Here is a 536-nt window from a genome sequence, read left to right on the forward strand (position 1 = left end):
GGTGTTCGTGGGCAAGGAGCGCGTGTTCAACCGTCGCTTCCTGGTTATGGCGGATCATTACATGGTCGAGCCGACCGCCTGCTCGCCAGCCGCAGGCTGGGAGAAGGGCCAGGTCGAGCACCAGGTCCAGACGATCCGGGGTCGCTTCTTCAAGCCGCGGCTGCGGTTCGCCAGTCTGGAGGAGTTGAACGGCTGGCTGGAAGCCGAGTGTCTACGCTGGGCGGCGATGCAGGCGCACCCCGAGCACAAGGAGATGACGGTCGCGCAGGCGCTGGAGTTGGAGCGGCCCGCGCTCCAGCCGATGCTCGCATCGTTCGACGGCTTCCACGAGACGCAGCATGCGGTGACCGGAACCTGCCTGATCAGCTTCGACCGGAACCGCTACTCGGTCGCCGCCAAGGCGGTGCGTCGTGCGGTCCAGGTCCGGGCCTATGCCGATCGGATCGTCGTGCGGATGGGCGACGAGGTGATCGCCGATCATCCTCGGTTCTTCGGTCGCGATCGGACGATCTACGACCCTTGGCATTACCTGCCGG

At 66.0% G+C, this 536-nt stretch carries 1 pseudogene; it reads left to right on the plus strand.

Annotated elements, in window-relative coordinates:
• Window positions 1-536: pseudogene (locus AACY52_RS29880) on the plus strand (IS21 family transposase); the annotation flags it as partial.

It is taken from the genome of Pseudomonas sp. EA_65y_Pfl1_P113 (assembly GCF_963970525.1).
Taxonomy (GTDB): domain Bacteria; phylum Pseudomonadota; class Gammaproteobacteria; order Pseudomonadales; family Pseudomonadaceae; genus Aquipseudomonas; species Aquipseudomonas tritici.